Genomic DNA, 20,601 nt, shown 5'->3' on the forward strand with positions numbered 1-20,601 from the left:
TGCCGCGGCCCCTGCGCCGCACGGCGCGGACGCGCGCTGTGCGTCAGCTTCCCGCAAGCCCGTCATGAATAATTATGAATTCAGAAATGCGCCCCAGCCGAGGTGCGCAGACGAGATGCAGGAGACACCGCATGACCACAACGCGCTACGCAGATTTCTACCGCCAGTCGATGGAGCAGCCCGAGGCTTTCTGGGCCGAACAGGCCCGGCTCATCGACTGGAACACGCCCCCGGGGCAGATCTGCGACTACAGCAACCCGCCCTTTGCGCGCTGGTACGCGGGTGGCACCACCAACCTGTGCCACAACGCGGTGGACCGGCACCTCGCCGGGCGCGCCGACCAGCCGGCCCTGGTGGCCATCTCCACCGAGACGGATACGGAGCGCAGCTACAGCTTTGCCGAGCTGCATGCCGAGGTGCAGCGCATGGCGGCCGTGCTCCTGGCCCTGGGGGTGAAGAAGGGCGACCGGGTGCTGATCTACATGCCCATGGTGGCCGAGGCGGCGTTCGCCATGCTGGCCTGCGTGCGCATTGGCGCTTTGCATTCGGTGGTGTTCGGGGGCTTTGCCTCGGGCTCGCTGGCCTCGCGCATCGAGGACGCCGAGCCCGTGGCCGTGGTCAGCGCCGACGCCGGCTCGCGCGGCGGCAAGGTCGTGCCCTACAAGCCGCTGCTCGACGAGGCCATCGCCCAGTCGCGCCACAAGCCCCAGGCCGTGTTGATGGTCAACCGCGGCCTGGCGCCGATGCAGCTGCACCCGGGACGTGACCATGACTGGGCGGCCCTGCGTGCCCAGCATCTCGATGCCACCGTGCCCTGCGAATGGGTGGATGCCACGCACCCGAGCTACACCCTGTACACCAGCGGCACCACGGGCAAGCCCAAGGGCGTGCAGCGCGACACCGGTGGTTATGCCGTGGCGCTGGCGGCCAGCATGCAGCACATCTTCGACGCGAAGCCCGGCGACACCTACTTCGCCACCAGCGACATCGGCTGGGTGGTGGGGCACAGCTACATCGTCTACGGTCCGCTGATCGCGGGCATGACCACCATCATGTACGAGGGCCTGCCGATCCGCCCCGATGCGGGCGTGTGGTGGAGCATCGTCGAGAAGTACAGGGTGACGCACATGTTCTCGGCCCCGACGGCGGTGCGCGTGCTCAAGAAGCAGGATGCCAGCTGGCTGCGCAAGTACGACGTATCGAGCCTCAAGGCGCTGTGGCTGGCCGGCGAGCCGCTGGACGAGCCCACGGCCCGGTGGATCAGCGATGCGCTGCAGGTGCCCATCATCGACAACTACTGGCAGACCGAGACCGGCTGGCCCATACTCACGCTGGCCAATGGCGTGGAGCCGCAGACCACGCGCTTCGGCAGCCCGGGCAAGGCCATGTACGGCTATGCCGTCAAGCTGATCGATGAATCCACGGGCGAAGAGCTCACGGGCGCCAGCCAGAAGGGTGTGGTCGCCATCGAGGGGCCGCTGCCGCCCGGCTGCATGCAGACTGTGTGGCGCGACGATGCACGCTTCGTCAACACCTACTGGAAGAGCATTCCCGGCAAGCTGATCTACAGCACCTTCGACTGGGGCATCCGCGACGCCGACGGCTACCACTTCATCCTGGGCCGCACCGATGATGTGATCAATGTCGCCGGTCACCGCCTGGGCACACGTGAGATCGAAGAGAGCATCGCTTCGCACCCCAATATCGCCGAGGTGGCCGTGGTCGGCGTGGCCGATGCGCTCAAGGGCCAGGTGGCCATGGCCTTTGCCGTGGCGCGCGACGCGAGCGCGCTGGGCGAGCCGGCCGCGCGGCTGAAGCTGGAGGGCGAGGTCATGCAGCGCGTGGACCAGCAATTGGGCGCCGTGGCACGCCCTTCGCGCGTGCACTTCGTGACCGTACTGCCCAAGACGCGCAGCGGCAAGCTCTTGCGCCGCGCCCTGCAGGCCGTGGCCGAGCGGCGCGACCCGGGCGACCTGACCACCATGGAAGACCCGGCCGCGCTGCAGCAGGTGCGTGAACTGGTGGGAGATTCCCCGGCCTGAGGCGGATCCAGCCCGGTTCAGCGGATCTGCCGGACCTTGCCGCCTGCCTCGCGCACGCTGGATTCGATGCGCTCGCGCAGGTCCGCCGGCAAATCGGCCACCGGCAGGGTGCTGAACTGCGCGGGCGAGAACAGCAGCAGCCAGACGCGCTCGAACTGCCAGATTTCCTTCACACTGGACCAGGGCAGCGTGGCCAGGCCCGCATTCGACTGCAGCGTGAAGCTTGTCTCATCCGCCCGCAGGGTGGCCTGTGCCGTGCCGCCCATATCACGCAGCTTGCCCATGGCATTGCGGTAGTGCACGGCATAGACGGTCGCGCATACCAGCAGGCTGATGGCCACGGCCGCACCGGTCACGCCGATCTGCCAGGACCGGTCCCCGCGTGCCAGGAGCACGCCGAACCAGGTGGCCATGGCGGCAGTGACCAGCAGCGTGCGCATGCCCGTGGAGCGGCGCCAGAAGCAGGCGACCGCGTGGCGGACCAGGTCAGGTGTGTAGTGCAGGGTGGTTTCCAGGGGCATCGGAACAGATCGCCAGAAAAATGGGCCGCAGTGTGCCAGATGCCCGGCATCAATGCGGTCGCTGCCTTTGCCAGCCAGCCGGCGTCTGCCACTGGGCCGCCCAGTCCACGAACTGCTCCAGCGCCATGGGCCGCGCGATGCAGTAGCCCTGGGCCTGGGCGCAGCCCAGCTGCTGCAGCATCTGGCCCTGTTCGATGGTTTCCACGCCTTCGGCGATCACCCGGTAGCCGAAGGAGCGGGCCAGGCCGATCACGCCCTGCACGATGGCCAGGTCGCCGGGGTCGCCCATCATGCCGTGCACGAAGCTCTGGTCGATCTTGAGCGTGTCCATGGGCAGGCGGCGCAGGTAGGTGAGCGACGAATAACCGGTGCCGAAGTCGTCGAGCGACACGGTGACGCCCAGCTCGCGCAGCCGCGTCAGCGTGGCGGCCACGGCACTGAGGTCGTAGAGCGCGGCGCTTTCGGTGATCTCGATCTCCACCTGGCGCGCATCGATGTCGGGGCACTCGGCCAGCGTGCGGGCCATCCAGTCGGCAAAGCCGGCGTGCTGCAGGTGCAGTGCCGAGATGTTGATGCTCACGGGAAGGGCGAGGCCATGGCCGTTCAGGCGCCTGAGAAGGTCCAGGGCCGCCCCGACCACCCATTGGCCGAAGCTGATCTCGAGCTCGGTGCCCTCCAGCAGCGGCAGAAAGGCACCGGGCGCAAGCAGCCCGCGCTCGGGGTGTTGCCAGCGTGCCAGGGCCTCGGCCCCCACCACGGCGCCGCTGCGCATGTCCACCTTGGGCTGCAGGTGCAGGACGAACTGCGCGCCGGCGATGGCCTCTTGCAGGTGCTTGCCCTGCTCGCGCTGCGCCAACAGGGCCCGTTCCTGCGCGGCATCGAACTGGTGGAAGCGGTTGCGCCCGGCCTGCTTGGCCGCGTACATGGCCTGGTCGGCATGGCGCAGCAGGGTATCGGCATCGGCCTCGTCCAGCGGAAACACGGTGTAGCCGATGCTGGCGGTGACGAGCACGCGCTCGGTGTCCAGCGCGTAGGGGGCGGAGATGTTCTCCATCACCCGGGAGAGCATGCGTTCGCACTCGGCGGTGTCGGCCAGGTCGGGCAGCAGCATCACGAACTCGTCGCCGCCCAGGCGGGCCACGCTGTCGCCGGGGCGCAGGGCGCGCGTGAGGCGGCCCGCCACCATCACCAGCAGGCGGTCGCCAGCGCCGTGGCCCAGGCGGTCGTTCACGGGCTTGAAGCCATCGAGGTCCAGGTAGCCCACGCCCAGCAGGGTACCGCGTTCGCGCGCCTGGTCCAGGCATTCCTGCAGCCTGCGCGCCAGCAGCACGCGGTTGGGCAGGCCGGTGAGGGCATCGAAGTGCGCCATCTTCTGCAGCAGCACCTCCTGCTCGCGCTGCGGCGTCACATCGAGCGCCACGCCCAGCATGCGCAGGGGCTGACCGTCGGCGTCGAAGCTGACGATCTTGCCCAGGTTGCGCACCCAGCGCGTGCCCTCATGGGGTGCGGGCACCTTCCAGGTGGCATCGAAGGGCGTGGCCGGCCGCGCCGCATGGCGCGCCACTTCGGCCGTGATGCGGTCGATGTCTTCCGCCGCCACTGCGCTGGTCCAGCGCACCGAAGTCTGCGCGATGGTGCCCGGCGTCCTGCCCTGCATGGTGGCCCAGCGGCTGTCGCCGGTGATGGTGCCACGCGCCATGTCCCAGTCCCACAGGCCCAGGGAAGCAGCGGAGATGGTGAGCGAGAGCAGCTCTTCGCGCTCCCGGATCTGCTCTTCGTACCGCTTGCGGTCGGTGATGTCATGCACCGAGAACAGCCAGCAGGGTTCGCCGTCGAAATCGATGGCGCGCATGGACTGCAGCACGGTCAGCCGGGTGTTGGGGCGGCCATGGAGGGTCACCTCGTGGCTGGCCTGTGGGCCTTTCTGCTCGAAAGCCTGCATCAGCTGTCGCCGGTCCTCGGCGGTGAAGATGCCCAGTTGCACGGCGGTCTGGCCGATGGCCTCCTGGCGCGGTATGCCGAGCAAGGACTCCCAGGCCGGGTTCACGTCCAGGTACTGGCCGTCGGCGCGGCGCGACAGGCCCATGGGGAAGGGCATGAGCTGGAAGATGCGCGAGAACCGCTCCTCGGATTGGCGCAGGCGTTCGTTGGCGCGCTTGGCCTCGTCGATGTCCTGCATGACCCCGCGCACGCGGGTGACACGGCCGTTTTCGATAACGGGTTCGCCGCGGGCGCGGACCCAGACCAGCCGGCCATCGGTGTGGTGCACCTCCAGCTCCAGGCTCCATTCGGCGCGATCCAGGATGCTCGCGCGGAAATGGTTGCGCAGCAGCTCGCGGTAAGGCGGGGCCACCATGCGGTCGATGTAGTCGGTGGGCAGCGGCGAGCCGGGCGGCATGCCGTGGATGTCGAAGCACACGTCCGACCAGTAGACCAGGCCCTTGCCGCGCACATCCTCCCAGGCACCCAGGCGTGCCAGCCGGCCGGCCTGTTGCAGCAGGCCATTGAGTGCGCGCAGTTCGTCGCTGGTGCGTTGGGCTTCGGTCATGTCGTGGAAAACGAAGACGAAACAGTTTTCGCCATCCACAAGCACGGACCGTGCCGACATCAGCCCCGGGATGCGCACACCGTGCCTCTGCGCCACCAGGGGCAGGCGGTCCACCTTGCCATGGCGCTGGTAGGTGTCCAGCAGGCGCTTGCGCTCCTCATCGCTGGCCCAGATCCGAAGGCCGGTCGAGGTCTGGCCCACCACCTGCTCGTGCGACAGGCCGAACATCTCGCAGAAGGCCGGATTCACGTCGACGTAGCAGCCGTCGGCGATGCGGGTGATGCCCGCCGGATCGGGCAGCGTCTGGTAGAACGAGGTGTACTTGGCTTCCGAGTCGCGCAGCGCCTGCTGGACCTCGCGGTTCGCGGAGATGTCCACGTCCATGCCGATCAGGCGCAACGGCTTGCCGCCCGCATCGCGCAGGGACACCATGCCGCGCGACATCAGCCAGCGCCAGCGCCCTGTGGTGTCGCGCACGCGGAATTCAGCCTCGTAGGTGTCCTCGAGCCCGTCCATGGCCCGGGCCAGCCTGGCGGCGTTGCGTTCCCGGTCCACCGGGTGGCGCAGGTCGTACCAGCGCTGCCACAGGCCAGGCGCCTTGAGCGCGTCTTCGCCCAGGCCGAACTGGGCATAGAAATCGCCTTCACAGCGGAACTGGCGCGTGTCCACGTCCCACTCCCAGCGCCCGCCGTTCAGCGAGTCGAGGGCCATGCGCAACTGCTGCTCGCGCTGGCCCAGGAACCGGTGGGCCGATTCCGTCGCATCCATCGACTGGGCCTTGCTGATCAGCAGCAGGCGGCAACTGCCTAGCACCAGGATGCCGGCGCCATGCTGCCAGGGCAGGCCCTCCCACCAGCTCGCCATGGTGGGGACCTCGGCCTGGGCGCCCGCGGCGCTGAGCGCCAGGCCGCTCACCACCGGCAGGCTCGCTGCCAGGCCCAGCATCTCCGGCCAGCTGCGCTTGCCGCGGTAGAGCGCCACGCGCCGCCACAGAGCTCCGCAGGCCCAGCCACTGGCCAGCACCAGGGCCCCCGTGGGCGAGGGCGAGCCCTGGATCCAGGTGGCGGCCAGGAAGGCCAGCCCCGCGGAGAGGGCGGTCGCGCGCACGCCGAAGCACAGGGCGACGAAGGCGGTGGCCGTAGGGTAGGCCACCAGGCCCGGGCCGCTGGCCTGGAAGTTGAGCACGGCCAGCATGGCCGCCGACACCAGGCCGCCCACCAGCCCTGCCAGCCATTCGGTGCGCCGCGAAGGGGTCAGCACCTCCCGGGGCGGCAGCAGCGCCAGCCCCAGAACGGTCAGCAGCAGCAACAGGCTGCCCGCGAGCAGGGTGTTATGCGCCATGGTGCCCGCGGCCAGCCCCCGGTGCGTGCGAAGCCGCGGGCGCGCGGGCCGGTGCCGCAAAGCTTGTAAGCAGATGAAAAACCGACGCAAGGCCCATGCGCAGAGTTTAGGGCCGTTCCACAGCCTCCAGCGCCGCCGTGCACGTCCTGACAAGCCCGGTTGACAAGGGGTTGCGGGCCGCGATGATGGCCTCTTGGTGGCTGCGGGCCTGCCGGCCGTTCAGGCCGCCAGCAGATCCTGCGTCCGCGGACGGGCGCCTTCGATGGCCAGCAAGGCGCCCTTGCGCTCCAGGCCCCCGGCATAGCCGGTCAGGCTGCCGTCCGCACCCAGCACCCGGTGGCAGGGCACGATCACGCTGATCGGGTTGCGCCCCACGGCGGCCCCCACGGCGCGCACCGCACGCGGCCGGCCCAGTTCACGGCTCAGGCCGCCATAGGTGGACGTGGCGCCGCAGCCGATGGCCAGCAGCGCACGCCAGACCTCCTGCTGGAATGGTGTGCCGCCCGACAGGTCCAGCGGCAGGTCGAACCCGCGGCGCTCGCCGTGCAGGAACTGCTGCAACTGGCCCGCGGCCTCCTGCATCAGGGCGTGGCCAGCCACCTCGCGCCAGGCGCTGGGGCCGTCGAGCATGGCATTGGGCTGGTGGCGCTGGCCGTCGAACCACAGGCCGACCAGGCCCAGCGGAGATGCGGCCAGGCGCACGGGGCCCAGCGCGGAATCGGCGCGTGCTTGCACCGTGGCAGGATGGAATTGCATGGCGGGAAGACGGTGGTGGGTGGTCATTGCCCAGCCGGCGGCCGGGGTGTGGAGGCCTGGGCTGTGCCGGGCAGGGGCAGTTCCGCCCACGCGCGCAACACGGCATAGCTGCGCCACGGACGCCAGGCGGCCGAAGCTTCGGTGGCGGCGCGGGCCGGGTTCTTCTGGCCCTGCACGCCCAGGGCCTTGTGCAATGCCACGTCGCCAGCAGGAAAGGCGTCCGGCCAGCGCAGCACGCGCATGGCGATGTACTGGGCCGTCCAGTCTCCGATGCCGGGCAGAGCACTCAAGGCCGACGTGGTGCCGGCCACATCGGCGCCCGCATGCAGCGCCAGGGAGCCGCTGTCCACCGCACGTGCCAAGGCCACGATGGCCGCCTGGCGCTGGCGCACGATGCCCATCTGGCCGAGCATCTCGCCCTCGGCCCGGGCCAGCACCGAGGGCGGCGGGAACAGCCGGGTGAGCTCGGGCCAGGGCGTATCGATGGGTTCGCCCAGCCGTTCCACCAGGCGCTGGCCCAGCGTGCGTGCCGCAGCCACCGTGATCTGCTGGCCCAGCACGGCGCTCACGGCCAGCTCGAAGCCGTCGAAGGCGCCCGGCACGCGCAGGCCATCACCCTCTGGGAAACGCTCGTGCAGCACGGCATTGATGGCGCCGGGCTCGGCATCCAGGTCCAGCATGGCGCGCACCCGGGCGATCACCACGGGCAGCACCGGGTACAGGCTGTCGCTGGTCTGCAGCAGCACCTGGTGGCGCGTGGTGTCGAAGCGGGCGCTGAGCCAGCCGGTCACCTCCGTGGCGCCCGTCACGGCAGGCGACAGGCGCACCGTGCGCCGCAGGGCCGGGGCACCATCGCCCTCCTGCTGCACCCACTCGACGCCGAGGAACCTGCGCCGTTCGAAGAAAGCGAGCAGGGCTGCCACGTCGAGCGGTGGCCGGTAGGCCAGGCGCAGCGTGCCGGTGCTGCGCACGCCCTCCGCACGGCCGTTCTTGCGCAATTGGCCCGGGTTGAGCCCGTAGTGCTCGGCAAACGCCGCGTTGAAGCGGCGCACGCTGCCAAAACCGCTGGACAGCGCCACCTGGGTGATGGGCAGGGGCGTATCGGTCAGCAACTGCTTGGCCGTGAGCAGGCGCCGCGTCTGCAGGTACTGCAGCGGCGAGACGCCCAGCGCCGCCTCGAAGATGCGGCGCAGATGGCGGTCGCTCACGCCCAGGCGTTCGGCCAGGCGGGCCACCGTGGCGCCCTGGCTGTCCCTGGCCCAGCCCTCGGGTGCATCGAGCAGGCGCACCGCCTGCCGCACCAGGATGTCCGTGGCATCCTGTACCGACCAGGCCAGGGACTGCGGCGCCAGCTCGGGCCGGCAGCGCAGGCAGGGCCTGAAACCGGCGCTCTCGGCCTGGGCCGCCATGGCGAAAAAGCGGCAGTTCTCGCGCCGGGGCGTGCGCACGGAGCAGACCGGGCGGCAGTAGATGCCGGTGGAAGTCACCCCGGTGAAGAAGCGGCCGTCAAAGCGCGCATCACGGGTCTGCAGGGCCAGGTAGCGGCCCTCGTCATCCGCCGCCGCAGCGGTGGCGGGGGACGAGGGGCCAGGGGAGAGCAGGGGGGTGGACATGGGTGGAATGATAGGCCGCGCCTACATCCGGTCTGGCCGTTTTCGGACATGTGCCCCCGCAGACATGGTTACGATCCCTCCCTGGAGCTGCAGGGGGCGCCCCCTACAATCCAGCACCGTTCCAACGCTCACCGCAAAGGCCCTCCACGTGCAACCCACGCCTGCCATTTTCAAAGCCTATGACATCCGCGGCATCGTGCCGTCGACCCTGAACGAAGAAGTCGCCCTGGGCCTGGGCCGTGCCTTCGGCACCGCCGCCCGCGCCGAAGGCCAGACCATGGTGGCCGTGGGCCGCGATGGCCGCCTGTCCGGCCCGGCCATGTCGGCCGCATTGATCAAGGGGCTGGTGGAGGCAGGCATCGAGGTGATCGACGTGGGCATGGTCACCACGCCGCTCCTGTATTTCGCAGCCAGTACGCTGTGCCAGAGCGGCATCCAGGTCACCGGCAGCCACAACCCGCGCGACTACAACGGTTTCAAGATGGTGCTCAATGGGCGCGCCATCTACGGCGAAGAAATCCAGGCCCTGCGCCGCACCATGGAGCAGGAAAGCTGGCAGCTCGCCGATGGCGGCAGCGTGCGCCATGTGGACGTGCTGCCCGCCTACTGCGACAGGATCGTCGGCGACGTGAAGCTGGCGCGCCCGCTCAAGATCGTGGTCGACTGCGGCAACGGCATTGCCGGTGCCACGGCCCCGGCCATTTTCCGCGCCCTGGGCTGCGAGGTGATCGAGCTGTTCTCCGAGGTGGACGGCAATTTCCCCAACCACCACCCCGATCCGAGCAAGCCCGAGAACCTGCGCGACCTGATCGCCGCGCTGCAGGGCAGCGATGCCGAGCTGGGCCTGGCCTTCGACGGCGACGGCGACCGCCTGGGCATCGTCACGCGCGACGGCACCAACATCTTCCCCGACCGGCAGATGATGCTGTTCGCCCAGGACGTGCTCACCCGCGTGCCCGGCGGCAACATCCTGTTCGACGTGAAGTGCACCCAGCGCCTGGCGCCGGCCATCGCGGCCGCGGGCGGCGTGCCGGTGATGTTCAAGACCGGCCACTCGCTCATCAAGGCGCGCATGAAGGAGCTCGACTCGCCCCTGGGTGGCGAGATGAGCGGCCACATCTTCTTCAAGGAACGCTGGTACGGCTTCGACGATGGCACCTATGCCGGCTGCCGCCTGCTCGAAATCCTGAGCCGCCACGCCGACCCGAGCGCGGTGCTCAATGCACTGCCCACCAGCTTTTCGACGCCCGAACTCAACGTGGCCTGCGCCGAAGGCGAGCCGCACCGCCTCACGGCCGAGCTGCAGGCCCTGGCGGCCGGCAGCTTCAGCGCGCCGGCCCAGGTCAACACCATCGACGGCCTGCGCGTGGACTGGCCGGACGGCTTCGGCCTGATCCGCGCGAGCAACACCACGCCGGTGCTGGTGCTGCGCTTCGAAGGGCACACCGAGGAGGCCCTGAAGCGCATCGAAGCGGCCATGCTGGCGCTGCTGCACAAGGTCAAGCCCGATGCCCAACTGGGTGCGGCTGCCCACTGATTCCGGACCGACCCCCTTTGCGAATGCCTTGTCCTTGAACATCCCCCTGCCTCCCTCGCCGCGCATCGCTGCGGCACAGTCGATTTCCGTGCCGGGCCAGGTGCCGGCCAATGTGCAGGCGCACCTGGCCATGGTCCGCGCAGCGGCGCAGCAGGGCGTGCAACTGCTGGTGTTTCCCGAGTTGTCGCTGACGGGCTATGAGCCCGCGCTGGTCGCGGACCTGGTGCTCGGCGCCGATGATGCCGTGCTGGCGCCCCTGCGCGAAGCCGCCCGCGCCACTGGCATGGCCCTGGTGGTGGGGGCTCCGGCAGCGGCGGTCGTGCCGGGCGGCAAGCCCGCCATCGGCGCCTGGGTGTTCGAGGCCGATGGCAGCGCTGCCCTGTACCGCAAGCGTTACCTGCACCCTGGCGAAGAGCAATTCGCCAGTGCCGGCACCGAAGACGTCCATGTGCGCCCGCTGGCAGGCCAGCCCACGGCGCTGGCCGTGTGCGCCGACACCACCCACCCCGAGCACGCCCGCGCCGCCCGTGGCGTGGGTGCTTCCCTGTATGCCTGCGGCTCGGTGATCTCCGAGGCTGGCTATCCCCAGGATTCCGCCCAGTTGCAAGGCTATGCCGCCGATTTGGGGCTGGCGGTGCTCATGGCCAACCATGGCGCCCCCACGGGTGGCTACATCTGCGCCGGCCGCAGCGCCTTTTGGGCCCCAGGCGGCGAGCTGGTGGCGGCGGCGCCCGGGGCTGGGGCCTGCCTGGTCATCGCCTCCCGAAGGGGAGATGCCTGGCAGGGGCAGGTGGTCGTGGTGTCTCCATGAGCACCGCGCGCGCGCTGTACTCCATGGTGACCTGGGCCGCCCAGCCCTTGCTGCGCCGCAAGCTGCGCCGCCGCGCGGCTGCCGAGCCCGGCTATGCCGTGGCCGTGGCCGAGCGTTTTGGCCGCTACCCCCAGCCCATCGACAGCCTGGTGCTGCACAGCAGCACCGATCCGCTGGGCCAGTTCGTCTGGATCCACGCCGTGTCGCTGGGCGAGACGCGCGCCGCCGCCATCCTGCTGGCCGAGCTGCGCGCGCAACTGCCCGGCATGCGCCTGCTGCTGACGCATGGCACGGCCACCGGCCGGGCCGAAGGCGAGAAGCTGCTGCAGGCTGGCGATGTGCAGGTCTGGCAGCCCTGGGACACGCAGGGCGCCGTGCTGCGCTTTCTGCGCCAGTTCCGCCCGGCCATCGGCATCCTGATGGAGACCGAGGTCTGGCCCAACCTGGTGGCCGCGTGCCGCCAGCGTGGCGTGCCCCTGGTGCTGGCCAATGCCCGCTTCAACGCGCACTCGCTGCGCAAGGCAAAGCGAGTGTCGCCCCTGGCGCGGCCCGCCTATGGGGCCCTGGCGGCCGTGTACGCCCAGACCGACGACGATGCCGCACGGCTGCGCGCCATCGGCGCCCACGTGAAGGGCGTGTTCGGCAACCTCAAGTTCGACGTGGTGCCCGATGCGGCGCAGCTGGAGCTGGGGCGCGCCTGGCGCGTGCAGGCGATGCGCCCCGTGGCCATGCTGGCCAGCAGCCGCGAGGGCGAGGAGACGCAGTGGCTCGACGCGATCCGTGCCTGGAGCACCTCGCGTGCGGATGCGGCGCAACCCGTGCAATGGCTCATCGTGCCGCGGCACCCGCAGCGTTTCGACGAGGTGCAGCAACTGCTCCAGGCGGCAGGCCTCACGGTGTCGCGCCGCAGCACCTGGAGCCTGCAGCCCGAGCCGGCCGACGTGTGGCTGGGTGACTCGCTGGGCGAGATGGCCCTGTACTACGGCATGGCCAACGTGGCGTTGCTGGGCGGCAGCTTCGCCCCGCTGGGCGGGCAGAACCTCATCGAAGCGGCTGCCTGCGGCTGCCCTGTGGTGCTGGGCCCGCACACCTTCAATTTTGCCGAGGCTGCCGAGCTGGCGTGCGAAGCCGGAGCAGCGCAGCGTGTGCCCGACCTCACGGCCGGCGTCGCGCAGGCCATGCGATTGGTGCGCGACCCCGCGCAGCAGGCGGCCGCCAGCGAACGTGCGGCCCGCTTTGCACGCCAGCACCGGGGCGCCGCCCGTGCCACGGTGCAGGAGCTGCTGCAGCTGGTGCGCAGGCGCACCGTGGGACGCATCGAAGACTCCGATGTCTGAGCCGGCGCTGCCGTCCATCCGCACGGCAATGCTGGCCGACGCACCCGCCATTGCCGGTTTGATGGGGCAAATGGGCTACGAGGCCGGCGAGGCGCTGAGCGCCCGCAAGCTTGGCATCCTGGCCGCCCACGCCTTCGACCGTGTGCTGCAGGCCGAGGTGGACGGAGTGCGGCCGGGGTCATCAGCCTGCATGTCGCTGCTCGTGCCCCTGGCACTGCGCACGGCCATGACCGGCATCGCCCAGGCCGAACCGGCGCCCCATACGGGCCTGTACGTCGGTGGCGCGGCAGGCGTCTCGCGCTACCGTCCGGCCGATCCCGGCGCGCCGGTGGCCAGCAAGGACGCACCGGCCTCCAGCTCTATGGCGGCCTGCGCTTCACCGAGAACTTGGGCACCGAGGCCGGCTATGCGCAACTGGGCAAGTTCAGCGAACGCGTGCGCCAGGGCGGGACGGAGATCGAGCAGCAGGGCAAGGGCCGCGTGTTGTATGCCGCGGCCACCGGGCGCATTCCGGTCACCGATGCGATTGCGATCAACGCCCGGGCCGGCATTGCCCAGGGCCGGGTGTCAGGCCGCAATGTCCTGCCCGCCAGTGCCAATCCCATCGGGCGCGAGCGTGGGCTGATGCTGGGCGGCGGTCTGGAGTACGGCCTGTCGCGCAGCCTGGCCATCACCGCCGACTACGACCACTTCGGCAAGCTCTCGCGCGCCGCCAAGGGCGGCCTCGTGACCGTGGGCCTGCGCGCCAGCTTCTGAGGCAGGTGTGCCGCCCCACGCAAGCGGCGTCTGCTTGATGACATGAAATAACCATCTGTGACATGAAAATGTCACAGATGGTTGCGCACGCACTGCGAAAATACCGGTTTTCCGAGTGAGTCTTCCGCCGCGTGCGCAACCCATCATCTACCGGTCCATTGGCGCGGCACACGATATCCAGGCAGGACGGCTGGCTGCGCATACGGTGGGCGAGCATGGCGTTGGCCGTGTGCGCCGTCCTGCTCATCTGCCTTTTGACCTGGCAGCGCCTGCGGGCAGAAGAACAGCTGCTGGACAGCAATGCGCAAGCCCAGCAGCAAAGCCTGGCCACCATCATCTCGGAAAACCTCACCCAGGTGATGGACCGGGGCCGCACGGTGGCCGTGGCCGCGGAGTCCTGGCTCAGCGGGGACCGGATGGAAGCCGAGCAGCGCCTCGTGAGCATGCTGGCCATCGACCAGATCTTCCTGAATTTCTCGCTCTACGACACCTCGCTGCGGCGTGTGTACAGCTCGTCGCCCACCGGCACGAATGCGCCCACGCGCGAGGAGCTGGAATCCATCGTGCTCAGCAGCGACAGCACCGAAACCCGCGCGGTGGCGGTGCTGGCCTCGGTTCGCGCGCAGGAAAACCTGTGGGCGGTGCCGGTCCTGTTTCCCATTGCCGACGAGTACGGGGTCAGCAAGGGCTTTCTCTTGATCACGCTGGACATGGGCTACTTCCTCGGCCTGTACCGCAACATCGACATCGGGCGCAGCGGCGTCATCCGCATCCTGGGGCGGGACGGCACGGAATTGGCAGAGGCCCGCGCCGAGGGCCTGACGCACCAGCGCTAGCGGCGCCGGTTCGAGGAACTTGCCGCGCTGGCGTCAGTGGCCGATGGAACCAGTTTCGCGGGTGAAACCCAGGGCATTGGCGGCCACATCGCCAGCGCCCGCCAGGTGGAGCGTGCGCCGTTCATCGTGGTGGTGAGCAAGGAGCTGTCGGAGATCCGCGCCAGCCATGTGCGCAGCAGCATCCGTGTCTGGGCCACCATCGCCGTGCTGGCCGGGGTGCTGGCGGTGGCGAGCTGGGGCCTGGCGCGGGGGTTTCGGCGCCAGCAGTCGCTGTTCTTGGCACTGGTGAGCGCGGACGGCGAGAAGCGTTCGCTGATCGCGCAGCTGGAAGAAGAGAAGGCGCGCGCGGTGGCGCTGGCATCGTTCGACCACCTCACGGGACTGCACAACCGGCGCCTGTTCAATGAACTCGCGGCCAGCCACCTGGAAGTCGCGCGCAGGAGCCGCAAGCACTACGCACTGGTCTACATGGACCTGGACCGGTTCAAGTCCATCAACGACACGCTGGGGCACCATGTCGGGGACCGCCTGCTGCAGGCCGTGGCGGAACGGCTCCGAAACGGACTGCGCAGCGCCGATATCGTGGGCCGCATGGGCGGCGACGAATTCGCCGTGCTGCTGACCGAGCTGGATTCGGCCGAGTCGGTGGATGCCATCGCCACCAAGCTGCTGCACCAGCTGAGCCAGCCCTACGCGGAGCTGGAAGGCCACGAGGTGCAGACCAGCCCCAGCATGGGCATCGCCTTCTTCCCGCGCGACGGGCACGATGTGAGCAGCCTGTGCCGCAATGCCGATTCCGCCATGTACGCGGCCAAGCGCCGGGGGCGCGGCTGCTTCTCGTACTACGACGCGGCGCTCCGTCCCCAGACCGACCGGGCCATGCGGCTTCAGGAGGAATTGCCGCAGGCCATCGAAAAAGGCGAGATGGTGCTGCACTTCCAGCCCAAGGTGCGGCTGTCGGACTACCGCATCGTCGGGTTTGAGGCGCTGGTGCGCTGGGAGCATCCCGAGCTGGGCCTGGTCTTCCCGGGTGACTTCATCCCTCTGGCCGAGGAATCCGGCCTGATCGTCCCGCTCGGGGACTGGGTCATGCAGGCCTGCTGCACCCAGCAGGCCCTGTGGCGGCAGCGGGGAGTGGACGTGGTCCCGCTCGCCTTCAACGTCTCGCCCCGCCAGCTGCGCGATGCGGGGCTGCCCCGGCGCATGGCCGAACTGCTGTATGCCCACGGCCTGGGCGCCGGCGACATCGAAATGGAGATCACCGAAAGCTCGCTGGTCGAACCCCTGGACATGGCCATCCAGGTGCTCGAGGAACTGCAGCACATGGGCGTGCTGGTCGGGCTCGACGACTTCGGCAGCGGCTTTTCGAACCTGAGCCAGGTGCGCCATCTGCCCATCAGCAGCCTGAAGATCGACCGATCCTTCATCAACGACATCCGCACCAGCAAGGAAGTCGGCGTGATCGTGACCTCCATCATCACCCTGGCGCACAGCCTGGGCATGCGGGTCATCGCCGAAGGCGTCGAATTGCTCGACCAGCTCGTCCAGCTCAAGACCGCGGGCTGCGACGAGGTGCAGGGCTACTACCTGAGCCGTCCCGTGCCTGCCGACGAAGCGCTTCGATTGCTGAACCAGCCCACCATCGTGCCCGAATGATGATCTCCTCCCCCCTCCACAGACTGGCAGTGTGCTGCCTGATCGCATCCGCAAGCGCCGCCTGCCTGGCCCAGGGCTGTGACGATCCTTCCGTGCTGCGCTTTGCCTCGATCCCCAAGGCCGACGGCGCGCAGCAGGAACAGGCCTTGCGCCCCCTGATGAAGGAGCTGGGGCGCGTGCTGCAAAAAAGGGTGGAGGTGGTGCGCAGCAATTCCTATGGGGCCGTGGTCGAAGGCCTGCATGCCGCCACCATCGACCTGGCCGAGCTGGGGCCGGCCTCGTATGCCTTGCTGATGGAGCGCGCCCCGTCGGTCACGGCGTTTGCCGTGCTGTCCGAGGGCCTGCGCGCCGATGCCGCAGCACCCGGAACCTACCGGGCGGTCCTCGTCGTGCGTGCAGACAGCGGTTTCAAGTCGCTCAAGGACCTGCAGGGGAAGACCCTCAGCCTGACCGACCCTGTAAGCACCTCGGGGGCCTTGCTGCCCATGCAGGCCGTGCAGAAACTGACCGGCCAGCCGGTGGAGAAGTACTTCAGCCGGGTCACCTACGCAGGCTCGCACCTGCGCGCCCTGGAGGCAGTCCACAAGGGCCTGGTGAATGCGACCTTCGTGTCCAGCAGGCGGCTGGAGGAGTATGGACAGAAGAAGACGGCCTCGCCCCGGGAGCTGGCGGTCCTGTGGAAGTCGCCGCCCATACCGACGGACCCTTTCGTCTACCGCAGCAGCCTGTGCCCGCCCGTCGTGGACAAGATCCGGGCGGTATTTCTGGGTGATTCTCCCGCGCTGCAGCCCATGTTCAACGAACTGGGTGGGCGGCGCTTCGTGCCGGCGTCGGACGCGGATTACCAGTCCATCCGGGAGCTGGTGCGCCCGCAGTAAAAGACAAGAGCCAAGGGACGCTGGATCCAGCCTGGGCAGCCAGGCTGAGCGCCAGCGCGCCCGCAAGGCACGCCCTGACGGCCAGCCTACGGCGGCTTCATTAAACATTCGTGACTTGAAGGGTCTTTCAGGGTAAATCCCAGGTCATTATTTTGCAACAAAGAAATTACAGAATGAAACACCTTTCTCGCAGTGAGAGAGGCTGGACTTACCCATCGCGACGGAGCCTCCATGCAGATCAGTTCGAACCGGAGAAAGCTGGTTAAATACTGCGCAGCGTCCATGGCCGGTTCGGTAATGGGGTGGAGTTCATCATTGCCCAGGGCCGCGCAGCCGGATGCGATTGCCATTGCCCAGGTGGTGGATATGTCGGCTGGCCAGCAGGAGGTCAGCCGCGATTTCATGGCAGGCTCCAAGGTGGCATGGCAGAACCTCAATGCCAAGGGCGGTATTCGCGGCAAAAAGATACAGCACCTGGTAATGGAGGTGGATGGGACGCCAGAGTCCGTGAAAAATGCCTGGAATGGCATTATTTCCGATGCGCGCTGCGTGGCCATTTCCGGCTGTGTGGGAAACAACCTTTCCGAGCAGTTGTGCGCACTGCAGAAATCGGCAGGCATTGCCAGATCGCTGCCGATTATCGCGCCCTGGATGCACAACCCTGCCGAAAAAGGCAATCTTGAGGGCTCCTTCGACATATTTGCGGGGCATCGTCAGCAGATCGAGTTTGCCGTGCGCTCGCTCGCCGTCATGGGCGTGCCCCGGGTGGTGACGGTCTTCGCATCCCCCCTGTACGAGCAGCAATCGAGGAGCTCGGTCGAGAGAGCGGCTCTGGCGACCAGGATCAGCGTCAACCATGTGCCGGCTTCCACTTTCAGTACCAACGGGTACAAATACCAGCCGGAAGTGCCGGTGGTCCTTTTCCTGGGCGATACGCTGCAATTGCACGAATTCATCCAGCAACTGGCCATGCCGGCGGGCAGGCAGTGCTACGTCATTGCCCTGGCCGATGTGAATCTGCAGGTACTTGCACAAATGTCGAAAATACCCCGGCAGATATCGGTGGTTGCCACCCAGGTGGTACCGCCGGTCACGGCCGGTATGCCCGTGGCCCGCGAATACCGGGAAGCCCTGGGGCGCCTTTTCGATGAAGAGCCGACGCCGCAGGGCCTGGCAGGGTTTATCGCCGCGAAGTTCACGGAAAATGCCATTTCCCGGTCGGCACAGCCGGTGACCCGGTCTTCTCTGTTGATTGCACTCAAGAAAAGGGAAGACAGCGATCTGGGCGGATTCAATGTCATTTTCGACGGAAAATCCCGCATCAGCCATTATGTCACCCAGACCGTGATTGCCAGCGACGGGCGTGTCCTAAGGTAATCCCATTCCAAATAACCCATGATGGATGCAATCCCTGCATCGCGGTAAGATCCACCAAGGCCAGGCTTAAACCGGTGTTGGTGCAACTTCGGAGGTCGAATGTCAGATGTTCACGTGGTGGTTTTTGTTTCTGCGCGCAATTCCCTGCGCAGCGTGCTGGCGCGGGCCTGCCTGGAGCACGTCAGCAAGGGCCGGTTCCGCGCCTATTCCTGCGGCAAGCCGGGCATGCTGGCCACGGGCCCGCACGAGCTGGCCCTGCAGGCCATCCAGATTGCCGGCATCGCGCTGCGGGATGACAAGCAGTACGACTGGAACGAGTTCGCGCGCCTGGGCGCACCCAAGGCGGACTTCGTCATCACCATGGACGAAGGTATCCAGAACCTGACCCCCAAGTGGAGCGGCCAGCCGGACACGGCGCTGTGGGCCTACCCGGACCTGGTGGGCGGGGCCACCGGCGAGGAGGACCCCCTCAAGGCCGCCAACGCGATGCTGATGTCGCTGCGCCGCCGGCTGGAAATCCTCTCCAGCCTGCCGATGCGCGACCCGGACCGGGCTGCACTGCGCTCGGATGTCCGGGACCTGGCCTACCTGGGCTGACTTTTTCGAGGCCGAAACCAGCCCGAAGCGGGGCGGAGCAGCAGGGCTGCTCCGCCCCGCTTCTTTTTCAGGTGCCTACCACACCGCCGTCCGCCTTGCGGATCACCACCGTGGCCGAACGTGGGCGCCCGGCCGGGCGCTGATCGGGCCAGTTGGAGAACTTGCGTGGCTCGGCGGGGTCGCTGCGCTCGCTCGGGCTCTCGCCAGGGTGCTGGATGTTGATGAACATGGTCTTGCCATCGGGTGTCATGGTCGCGCCGGTGATCTCGCAGCCCGAAGGGCCGACCAGGAAGCGGCGGATCTCGCCGGTGCGCGGGTCGGCCGCCAGCATGGCGTTGTTGCCCATGCGCGCCAAGTCGCCCTTGCCCATGGCCGATGTGGACATGTCGGTCTGCACCCACAGCACGCCGCGGCCATCGACCCACAGGCCATCGGGGCAGGCCAACGCGTCTCCCTTGACGCTGCCCTTGGCCTCCGCGCGCTCGTTGGCCGGGTCGCCGGCCAGAATGAAGTGGTCCCACTGGAAGCGCGCGCCGTCGAAGTCTCCGGCCTCCTTCCAGCGGATGATGTTGCCCATGCTGTTGTTGGCGCGCGGGTTGGCCGCGTCCACACCGGGCTGGCCCGGGGTGCCGCGGCTGCTGTTGTTGGTCAGCGTGCAGTAGACCGCGCCGTCCTTGCCGATGGCGATCCACTCGGGGCGGTCCATCTTGGTGGCACCCAGCAGGTCGCTGGCCTGGCGCGTCTTGATCAGCACCTCGCCAGCATCGGCAAAGCCGTTGGCGGCCGTCAGCGGGCCCTGGCCGTGCGTCAGCGCCAGCCACTGGCCGCTGCCGTCGGCGTTGAACTTGGCGACGTAGAGCGTGCCGTGGTCCAGCAGCTCGGCATTCTCGCGCGCGCCGCCCTTGCGGATCTTGTCACGGCTCACGAACTTGTAGATGTACTCGAAGCGCGAGTCCTCGCCCGAGTAGACGACGGCACGGCCGTCCTTGGTCACGGCCACCGTGGCGCCTTCGTGGGCGGCACGGCCCAGCGCCGTGCGCTTGACCGGCGTGGAACTGGCGTTGAACGGGTCGATTTCCACGATCCAGCCGAAGCGGTTGGGCTCGTTGGGGTTCTTGGTGGCGTCGAAGCGCGCATCGTGCTCGGCCCAGCGGTAGCCGGCGGGCTCGCCCTTGCGCAGGCCCCAGCGCGTGTCATGGGCGTTCGGAGCGTCCGGGCCCTTGAAGTAGTTGATGAAGTTCTCTTCGCAGGTCAGGTAGGTGCCCCAGGGGGTGATGCCGCTGGCGCAATTGTTCAGCGTGCCCAGGGGGCGCATGCCCTCGGGATCGGCTGCGGTGCGCAGCATGGCGTTGCCGGCGGCCGGGCCGCCGAAGACCATGGGCGTGCGCGCCGTGATGCGGCGCGCCCAGGGCGAGGGGCGCACGATGTCCCACTGGCCATCGGCCTTCTGCTCCACCTCGATGACCGAGACACCGTGCGCGGCCTGGGCCTTGCGCACCTTCTCGGCCGTCCAGGTCTTCATGCCGTCGGCGTGCAGCAGGCCATCGTCGGTGTACTCGTGGTTCATCACCAGGAGGCCCTGGCGGCTGCCTTCCTGGGCGTAGAAGTGGATGCCGTCATGGTGCATGCCGAGCTGCGCTTCCTGGTCGGCCGCGGTGTTGGAGCCGTCTTCCTTGAACGCCGGGTTCTCGCCCGACAGGCCCACCGGGTCGCCCCAGGGCGCGATGATCTGCACCACATAGCCCTCGGGCACGACGACCCGGTCGGCCGTGCCGATGGGCACGCTCTTGAAGCCCAGCAGTGGGCCGCTGGGGATGCCGGTACCGCTGGCGCAACCGGGCAGCGATACGGCGGCCAGCGGCGCCAGCAGGCCCCCGACGGCCGATGCCAGGCCGCCGCCGAGCAGGGTGCGGCGGCGCAGCGCCGACACCTCGTGGATGCTCGGGTTGGCCGAGCGGTTGCTGTCTTCCATCGAATCGAAGTCTTTTGCCATGG

At 68.5% G+C, this 20,601-nt stretch carries 15 protein-coding genes; 10 read left to right on the plus strand and 5 right to left on the minus strand.

Features of this window, described 5'->3' with window-relative positions:
- Window positions 1-86 precede the first annotated feature (86 nt).
- A complete protein-coding gene (locus tag AC07X5_RS09720; RefSeq protein ID WP_494769946.1) occupies window positions 87-2,042 on the plus strand; it encodes a propionate--CoA ligase in 1,956 nt (651 codons plus the stop codon).
- Window positions 2,043-2,059: 17 nt separating this feature from the next.
- Here the strand turns inward: AC07X5_RS09720 and AC07X5_RS09725 are convergent, their stop codons facing one another.
- The 4 genes from AC07X5_RS09725 to AC07X5_RS09740 all read right to left on the minus strand — a co-directional run bounded on the left by AC07X5_RS09725 (window position 2,060) and on the right by AC07X5_RS09740 (window position 8,821).
- A complete protein-coding gene (locus tag AC07X5_RS09725) occupies window positions 2,060-2,563 on the minus strand; it encodes a YcxB family protein (protein WP_494769947.1) in 504 nt (167 codons plus the stop codon).
- A 49-nt stretch (window positions 2,564-2,612) separates the two neighbouring features.
- A complete protein-coding gene (locus tag AC07X5_RS09730; protein ID WP_494769948.1) occupies window positions 2,613-6,452 on the minus strand; it encodes a sensor domain-containing protein in 3,840 nt (1,279 codons plus the stop codon).
- Window positions 6,453-6,671: 219 nt separating this feature from the next.
- Window positions 6,672-7,208, minus strand: a complete 537-nt coding sequence (locus tag AC07X5_RS09735) for a methylated-DNA--[protein]-cysteine S-methyltransferase (protein WP_494769949.1) — start codon at window positions 7,206-7,208, stop codon at window positions 6,672-6,674.
- Between the two features lie 23 nt (window positions 7,209-7,231).
- Window positions 7,232-8,821, minus strand: coding sequence for a DNA-3-methyladenine glycosylase 2 family protein (locus AC07X5_RS09740; protein WP_494769950.1), 1,590 nt, complete (start codon window positions 8,819-8,821; stop codon window positions 7,232-7,234).
- Between the two features lie 148 nt (window positions 8,822-8,969).
- Between AC07X5_RS09740 and AC07X5_RS09745 the strand changes: the two genes are divergently transcribed.
- From AC07X5_RS09745 to AC07X5_RS09785, 9 genes are all read left to right on the plus strand, one after another.
- Window positions 8,970-10,358 (plus strand): phosphomannomutase/phosphoglucomutase, encoded by a 1,389-nt coding sequence (locus AC07X5_RS09745; protein ID WP_494769951.1) that lies wholly within the window; start codon window positions 8,970-8,972, stop codon window positions 10,356-10,358.
- 28 nt (window positions 10,359-10,386) lie between these two features.
- On the plus strand, window positions 10,387-11,169 hold the full coding sequence (locus AC07X5_RS09750) for a carbon-nitrogen hydrolase family protein (protein ID WP_494769952.1): 783 nt from the start codon (window positions 10,387-10,389) through the stop codon (window positions 11,167-11,169).
- Window positions 11,166-12,506: a 3-deoxy-D-manno-octulosonic acid transferase gene (locus AC07X5_RS09755; protein WP_409960757.1), complete on the plus strand. Its 1,341-nt coding sequence runs from the start codon at window positions 11,166-11,168 to the stop codon at window positions 12,504-12,506. Before AC07X5_RS09750 ends, AC07X5_RS09755 begins: the two co-directional genes overlap by 4 nt.
- 186 nt (window positions 12,507-12,692) lie before the next feature.
- Window positions 12,693-13,262 (plus strand): outer membrane beta-barrel protein, encoded by a 570-nt coding sequence (locus AC07X5_RS09760; protein ID WP_494770094.1) that lies wholly within the window; start codon window positions 12,693-12,695, stop codon window positions 13,260-13,262.
- 215 nt (window positions 13,263-13,477) lie between these two features.
- Entirely contained in the window at window positions 13,478-14,098 is a 621-nt protein-coding gene (locus AC07X5_RS09765) for a cache domain-containing protein (RefSeq protein WP_494769953.1), read from the plus strand.
- Window positions 14,099-14,134: 36 nt separating this feature from the next.
- Window positions 14,135-15,754, plus strand: a complete 1,620-nt coding sequence (locus AC07X5_RS09770; RefSeq protein ID WP_494769954.1) for a putative bifunctional diguanylate cyclase/phosphodiesterase — start codon at window positions 14,135-14,137, stop codon at window positions 15,752-15,754.
- Window positions 15,751-16,632 (plus strand): phosphate/phosphite/phosphonate ABC transporter substrate-binding protein, encoded by an 882-nt coding sequence (locus AC07X5_RS09775; protein WP_494769955.1) that lies wholly within the window; start codon window positions 15,751-15,753, stop codon window positions 16,630-16,632. Before AC07X5_RS09770 ends, AC07X5_RS09775 begins: the two co-directional genes overlap by 4 nt.
- Window positions 16,633-16,863: 231 nt before the next feature.
- A complete protein-coding gene (locus AC07X5_RS09780; protein WP_494769956.1) occupies window positions 16,864-18,009 on the plus strand; it encodes an ABC transporter substrate-binding protein in 1,146 nt (381 codons plus the stop codon).
- A 99-nt stretch (window positions 18,010-18,108) separates the two neighbouring features.
- Window positions 18,109-18,606, plus strand: coding sequence for an arsenate-mycothiol transferase ArsC (locus AC07X5_RS09785; protein ID WP_494769957.1), 498 nt, complete (start codon window positions 18,109-18,111; stop codon window positions 18,604-18,606).
- Window positions 18,607-18,673: 67 nt separating this feature from the next.
- Here AC07X5_RS09785 and AC07X5_RS09790 read toward each other — a convergent pair whose 3' ends face one another.
- On the minus strand, window positions 18,674-20,599 hold the full coding sequence (locus AC07X5_RS09790) for a PhoX family protein (RefSeq protein ID WP_494769958.1): 1,926 nt from the start codon (window positions 20,597-20,599) through the stop codon (window positions 18,674-18,676).
- Window positions 20,600-20,601 lie beyond the last annotated feature (2 nt).

It is taken from the genome of Acidovorax sp. GW458-11-26-14-TSB4 (genome assembly GCF_059423865.1).

Coding starts and splice junctions, on each gene's coding strand:
- AC07X5_RS09720 (WP_494769946.1), top strand. CDS start 87: ATGCGCCCCAGCCGAGGTGCGCAGACGAGATGCAGGAGACACCGCATG.
- AC07X5_RS09725 (WP_494769947.1), bottom strand. CDS start 2,563: ATGCCCCTGGAAACCACCCTGCACTACACACCTGACCTGGTCCGCCAC.
- AC07X5_RS09730 (WP_494769948.1), bottom strand. CDS start 6,452: ATGGCGCATAACACCCTGCTCGCGGGCAGCCTGTTGCTGCTGCTGACC.
- AC07X5_RS09735 (WP_494769949.1), bottom strand. CDS start 7,208: ATGCAATTCCATCCTGCCACGGTGCAAGCACGCGCCGATTCCGCGCTG.
- AC07X5_RS09740 (WP_494769950.1), bottom strand. CDS start 8,821: ATGTCCACCCCCCTGCTCTCCCCTGGCCCCTCGTCCCCCGCCACCGCT.
- AC07X5_RS09755 (WP_409960757.1), top strand. CDS start 11,166: ATGAGCACCGCGCGCGCGCTGTACTCCATGGTGACCTGGGCCGCCCAG.
- AC07X5_RS09765 (WP_494769953.1), top strand. CDS start 13,478: ATGGCGTTGGCCGTGTGCGCCGTCCTGCTCATCTGCCTTTTGACCTGG.
- AC07X5_RS09775 (WP_494769955.1), top strand. CDS start 15,751: ATGATGATCTCCTCCCCCCTCCACAGACTGGCAGTGTGCTGCCTGATC.
- AC07X5_RS09780 (WP_494769956.1), top strand. CDS start 16,864: ATGCAGATCAGTTCGAACCGGAGAAAGCTGGTTAAATACTGCGCAGCG.
- AC07X5_RS09785 (WP_494769957.1), top strand. CDS start 18,109: ATGTCAGATGTTCACGTGGTGGTTTTTGTTTCTGCGCGCAATTCCCTG.
- AC07X5_RS09790 (WP_494769958.1), bottom strand. CDS start 20,599: ATGGCAAAAGACTTCGATTCGATGGAAGACAGCAACCGCTCGGCCAAC.